Origin of the sequence: Kitasatospora sp. NPDC057512, assembly GCF_042802135.1 — a bacterium.
GTDB lineage: Bacteria > Actinomycetota > Actinomycetes > Streptomycetales > Streptomycetaceae > Kitasatospora.
The window spans coordinates 1-5831 of the sequence record NZ_JBHVET010000568.1 but is presented as its reverse complement, the minus strand read 5'-3'; the positions used below and the strand labels follow the sequence as shown (position 1 = coordinate 5831).

The 5831-nt window shown below is 74.1% G+C and carries 4 protein-coding genes; 1 reads left to right on the top strand and 3 read right to left on the bottom strand.

Annotated elements, in window-relative coordinates:
- Window positions 1–189: 189 nt before the first annotated feature.
- Window positions 190–2697 (top strand): CDP-glycerol glycerophosphotransferase family protein, encoded by a 2508-nt coding sequence (locus tag ACFU6K_RS29210; protein ID WP_380668009.1) that lies wholly within the window; start codon window positions 190–192, stop codon window positions 2695–2697.
- Window positions 2698–2734: 37 nt separating this feature from the next.
- Here the strand turns inward: ACFU6K_RS29210 and ACFU6K_RS29205 are convergent, their stop codons facing one another.
- The 3 genes from ACFU6K_RS29205 to ACFU6K_RS29195 form a co-directional block, all read right to left on the bottom strand.
- The gene (locus ACFU6K_RS29205; protein WP_375877443.1) at window positions 2735–3223 is read right to left on the bottom strand and encodes a 2'-5' RNA ligase family protein; all 489 of its coding nucleotides are present in this window, start codon (window positions 3221–3223) and stop codon (window positions 2735–2737) included.
- 62 nt (window positions 3224–3285) lie between these two features.
- Entirely contained in the window at window positions 3286–4326 is a 1041-nt protein-coding gene (gene trpS, locus ACFU6K_RS29200) for a tryptophan--tRNA ligase (RefSeq protein WP_380668007.1), read from the bottom strand.
- A gap of 30 nt (window positions 4327–4356) precedes the next feature.
- On the bottom strand, window positions 4357–5682 hold the full coding sequence (locus tag ACFU6K_RS29195; protein ID WP_049654801.1) for a hemolysin family protein: 1326 nt from the start codon (window positions 5680–5682) through the stop codon (window positions 4357–4359).
- Between the last annotated feature and the right edge of the window lie 149 nt (window positions 5683–5831).

Sequence of the window (5831 nt, the reverse complement as noted above, 5' to 3'; positions counted from 1 at the left end):
GCACCGATCGGTGCCGGGCGCCCGCGCGTATCCGGAGCCGAATCCGGAAATGACCGGAAAACCGGTTTCGAAGGTCGAACCGGCGTTCCAGGAAACGCATTCCCCGGGGCATTCGAAAAAGCGTGCAATTGACCCCGGCGCCATTTCTGGATGGGATGTGGATCTCCCTTCCGAAGGGCTCCCACCACCATGCCTGTGCTCACCCGGCTGGTCCTGCCGCACGCCGCCCCCCGGGTGGCCGCCGACCACCCCGCCGCCGACGAGGACGTCGCCTTCGGCCTGCTGCGCGCCCGCTGGCACGGCCGCGGCCTGGAGCTCACCGGCTTCGCCCGCCCGGACGACCAGGACACCGGCCGGCCCGGCTCCGCCTGGACCTGGCTGACCCTGCGCCACCAGAACCGCTCCCAGCCGCCGCTGCACCTGCGCTCCCGCCCCCGCCGGCTGCCCGAGGTCACCGACGACAGCGCCCAGTCCGAGCACAACCACGACTGGTCCGGCTTCACCGCCCTGATAGCCCCCGGCCGGCTGCGCCGCGGCGGCCACTGGCTGCTCGGCGACTGGCGCATCGAGGCCACGCTCTTCACCCGACCCCGCCCCGCCCGGGTGCGCCGCCGCTACGGCGCCCTCGCCCCGCACTGGTGCGGGTCCGGCGAGTACCCGCCGGCCCACTGGGTGGACCGCGACGTCCGGCTCCAGCCGTTCTTCGCCGACGGCCGGCTGCACCTGCGGCTGGAGCGCCCGGCCGTCCTGATCACCCGGGCCGCCCCCGCCCCCGACGGCCTGGACCTGGACGGGGTCGCCGACACCTGCCCCTCCGGCACCGTGCTGCGGCTGCGCCACCGGGAGAGCGAGGCGGTGGTCGAGCGGCCGCTCGCCCGCACCGGCAACACCTTCACCGTCCGGGTGCCGTACCGGCCGTTCACCGCCGACGGGCGGGGCGGCGGCCGGCTGGAGCACTGGGACGCCGAACTCCTGTACCCCGACGGCGCCGCCGTACAGCCCTGCCTCGACGAGCGCGGCGGCCCGGTGGCCGGCCAGCACCCGCTGCCCGGAGCCCCGGACCGGGTGCTCTACCTCAAGCACCTCGCCGACGGCCGGCTCCAGCTCTGCGTCCAGCCCGCGGCCGGCCTGGTCGACCGGATCGCCGTACGGGACGGCGGCTTCGAGCTGTCCGGCCACTGCCCGGGCCCGGCCGCGGCGCTGGAGCTGGTGCTGCGGCACCCCGGCTCCGCGAGCGAGGTCCGCACCCCGGTCGGCACCAGCCCGGACGGCCGCTTCCGGGCCCGGGTGCCCGCCACCCGGACCGGCTCGGACGGCGTCGCGCTGCCGCTGCGCAAGGGCGTCTGGGAGGCCGCGCTGGAGCCGGTCGGCCGCCCCGGGGACGGCCGGCCGCTGCTGGCCGCCCCCGCCGCGCTGTCCGCCGTCCCCGCCGCCACCACCGTCGGCGGCAAACGGATCCTGCTGCAACGCCGGTGGCACGACACCCTGGTGGTGGACTCCACCCCGGTGCTCACCGCCACCGAGCGCAGCGCCTGGACGCAGCACCGGCTGCGCACCGAGCGCTACCCGGCCGCCCGCCGCGCGCCGCTGCGCGAGGCGGTGCTGTACGACGTGTTCGGCGGCCGCGGCTACGCCGACTCACCGCGCGCGGTGCACGCCGAACTCGCCCGCCGGGACGGCCGGTTGGAGCACCTGTGGGTGGTCGACGACGCCCAGGCCGAGCTGCCGCCCGGGATCGTCCCGGTCCGGAGCTGGAGCCCGGAGTGGTACCGCGCGCTGGCCACCTGCCGGTACCTGGTCGGCAACACCCACTTCCCGGACTTCCTGGAGCGCCGCCCCGGCCAGGTCGTCGTGCAGACCTGGCACGGCTCCCTGCTGAAGCGGATCGCCCACGACGTCGAGAGCCCCTGGCTGGCCGACCGCGGCTACCTGCGGGCGCTCGACCGGGAGACCCCGCAGTGGAGCCTGCTGCTCTCCCCCAGCCCGTTCGCCACCCCGATCCTCCGGCGCGCCTTCCGCTACGGCGGCGAGCTGCTGGAGTCCGGCTACCCGCGCAACGACGTGCTCGCCCGTCCGGACCCGCGGACCGCCGCGGCCGTCCGCCGCCGGCTCGGCGTCCCCGAGGGCAGGCGGATCGTGCTGTACGCGCCGACCTGGCGCGAGGACCAGCAGCGCGGCGACGGCGACGGGTTCCGGCTCGACCTGCGGCTGGACCTCGACCACGCCCGGCGCCTGCTCGGCGCGGACCACGTGCTGCTGGTCCGTCCGCACGCGCATGTGCGCGAGCCGCTGCCCGGCGCGGGCGACGGCTTCCTGTACGACTGCGGGGACTACCCCGACCCGCAGGAACTGCTGCTGGTCGCGGACGTGCTGGTGACCGACTACTCGTCGATCATGTTCGACTTCGCCATCACCGGCCGCCCGATGTACTTCTTCACCTACGACCTGGAGCACTACCGCGACACCCTGCGCGGCTTCTCCTTCGACTTCGAGTCGGACGCCCCCGGCCCGCTGGTGCCGACCTCGGCCGAACTGCTCGGCGCGCTGCGCGAACTGGCCGACGGCGACGGCGGACCGCCGCCCGGCCACGCCGAGCGCTACCGGCGCTTCCGGGCCGAGCACTGCGCGCTGGACGACGGCGGCGCGGCCCGCCGGGTGGTCGACCGGATGCTCGAACTCGGCGGCCGGGAGGGCTAGGACACGCCCTGGGACACGCTCCGGAGCACGCCCCGGTTCACCCGAACGGGTAGCTCCGCCAGGGCCGCCAGACCTCGTCCGCGTCGAAGCGGGAGAGGCCGAAGCCCGGCACCGGGAAGTCCGCCCGGAAACCGCGCGCCTGCTCGTACGCCTGGTCCAGCACGTCCTCCGGCAGGCCGTGGGCGACCGTCACGTGCGGGTGGTACGGGAAGGCCAGCTCGCGGGCCAGCGGGCCGGAGCGGACGTCCGCCTCCAGCAGCCGGCACTCCTGCGCGCCCTCCTCGACCCGGACGTACACCACCGGGGAGACCGGGCGGAAGGTCCCGCTGCCGCGCAGCAGCATCCGGAACGGCCGGTGCGCGGCCGCCACCGCGGCCAGGTGCTCCTCGATCTTCGGCAGCTCCCCGGCGGGCACCTCGGTCGGCGGCAGCAGGGTGACGTGCGTGGGTATCGACCGGGCCAGCGGATCGCCGTGCCCGGCCCGGGCGTCCTGGATCGCCGTGCCGTACGGGTCCGGGACGCTCACGGACACGCCGATGGTGACGACCTCGGGGAGGCCGTCACCACCGGGCAGGGGTGTGAGGGGATTCACCGCTTGGCGGCCGGGAGGAAGCCGATCCGGTCGTACACCGTCTCCAGCGTCACCGACGCCACCTCGCGGGCCTTCTCGGCGCCGATCGCCAGCACCCGGTCCAGCTCGGCCGGGTCGTCCAGGAACAGCCGGGTGCGCTCCTGGAAGGGGGTGACCCACTCGGTGAACAGCTCGGCCAGCTCGGTCTTCAGGGCGCCGTACATCTTGCCCTCGAAGTGCGCGACCAACTGCTCGACCGACTGGCCGCTGAGCGCGGAGTGGACGCGCAGCAGGTTGGAGACGCCCGGCTTCTCCTCCTCGTCGTAGGAGACGACGGTGCCGGTGTCGGTGACGGCGCTCTTGAACTTCTTGGCGCTGGCCTTCGGGTCGTCCAGCAGGCTCACCAGGCCCTTGGGCGAGGAGGCCGACTTGCTCATCTTGACGGCCGGGTCCTGGAGGTCCTGGATCTTCGCCGTCTCCTTGAGGATGTACGGCTTCGGCACCGTGAGGGTCCGGCCGTAGCGGGTGTTGAAGCGCTCGGCGATGTCGCGGGTGATCTCCACGTGCTGGCGCTGGTCCTCGCCGACCGGGACGGCGTCCGCCTGGTAGAGCAGGATGTCCGCGATCTGGAGGATCGGGTAGGTGAACAGGCCGACCGTGGTGCCCTCGGCGCCGTACCGGGAGGACTTGTCCTTGAACTGGGTCATCCGCGAGGCCTCGCCGAAGCCGGTGAGGCAGTTCATCACCCAGGCGAGCTGCGCGTGCTCGGGCACGTGCGACTGGACGAAGAGCGTGCAGCGGTCCGGGTCCAGGCCCGCGCCGAGCAGCTGGGCGGCGGAGACCCGGGTGTTCTCGCGCAGCGTCGCCGGGTCCTGGGGCACCGTGATCGCGTGCAGGTCGACGACCATGTAGAAGGCGTCGTTGTCCTTCTGCAGGTCGACCCACTGGCGCACCGCGCCCAGGTAGTTGCCGAGGTGGAACGAGCCGGAAGTGGGCTGGATGCCGGAGAGCACCCGGGGACGGTCCTTGACCGGACCAGTGACCGCTGCGTTGACCATGCGGGCCATTGTTCCAGTTCCACCGACCGCTCAGGAAACCTCCGCCCCCGCAGGCTCGGCCAGTGTGACCGCACTCACCCCCACCCGGGCGATCCGCCGGCCCTCGACCTTGGCCACCGTCAGCAGCACCCCGCCGCCGCCCTCGACGGGAACCCGCACCTGGTCGCCGTCCCGGGGCAGCCGGCCGAGCGCGGCGACCAGACAGCCGGCCACCGTCTCGTACGGGCCCTCGGGCAGGGTGACGCCGGTCTCCTCGGCGAAGTCGCCGAGGTTGAGCAGACCGTCCAGCTCCATGCCGCCGCCGGCCAGCCGTCGGGTGGGGGCGGCCGCCGGGCTGTCGTACTCGTCCCGGATCTCGCCGATCACCTCCTCGACCAGGTCCTCCAGGGTGACGATCCCGGCGGTGCCGCCGTACTCGTCCACCACGATGGCCAGGTGGTGGCCCTCCCGGCGCATCTCGCCCATCGCCTCCAGCACCCGCTTGGTGCCGGGCAGCAGCTTCACCGGGCGGGCCAGGTCGCGGACCTTGACGGCCTGCTCGCCGCGCGCGCCGTACAGGTCGCGGACGTGGACGAAGCCGACCACCGCGTCGGCGCTGCCCTCGACCACCGGGTAGCGCGAGTGCGGCGAGGTGTCGGCCTGGTGCCGGACGGCGGCCAGCGGGCGCTCGGCGTCCAGGAAGGTCACCTCGGTGCGCGGGACCATCACCTCGCGCAGCTGGCGCTCCCCGGCGGAGAACACGTCGGCGATCAACGCCCGTTCGTCGCTTCCGAGTTCGGTGTTGGCGGCGACCAGGCCGCGCAGCTCCTCGGAGCTCATCGAACCGCGGCCCGCCGTCGGATCGCCGCCGAGCAGTCGGACCATCAGATTGGTGGAGTGGCCGAGCAGCCAGATCACCGGCCGCAGCACCACCGACATCACGTCCACCACCGGGGCGGCGACGACCGCGATGGACTCGGCGCGCTGCAGGCCGATCCGCTTGGGGGTCAGCTCGCCCAGCACCAGCGAGGCGTAGCTGATCACCAGGGTGAGGCCGACCAGGGCCACCGCGGCGGCCACGCCCTCGGACAGCCCGGCCCGGACGAACAGCGGGGCGACCTTTCCGGCCAGGGTGTCCGCACCGAAGGCGGCGGACAGGAAGCCCATGCAGGTCACCCCGACCTGGACGGCGGCCAGGAAGCGGTTGGGGTCGGCGGCCAGGTGCGCGGCCCGGGCCGCGCGGCGGGTGCCGTGCGCCTCCAGCGTCCGGATCTGGCCCTCGCGCAGCGAGATCAGCGAGATCTCGGCGACGTTGAACAACCCGCCCAGCAGGATGAAGACGAGGACGAGCGCGGCGTCCCCGAGTGTTTCGTTCACAGCGGGCCAGTGTAGGACGGCCGGTACCGGCCGGGGCCGGACACGACGGTGGCGCCGTGCAGCAGCGGGCGGGCGCCGGCCGCTATCGCCCGGTCGACCTCGGCGGTGACGGACTCGGGCTGGGAGGTGTTGATCAGGGGGCCGAGCTG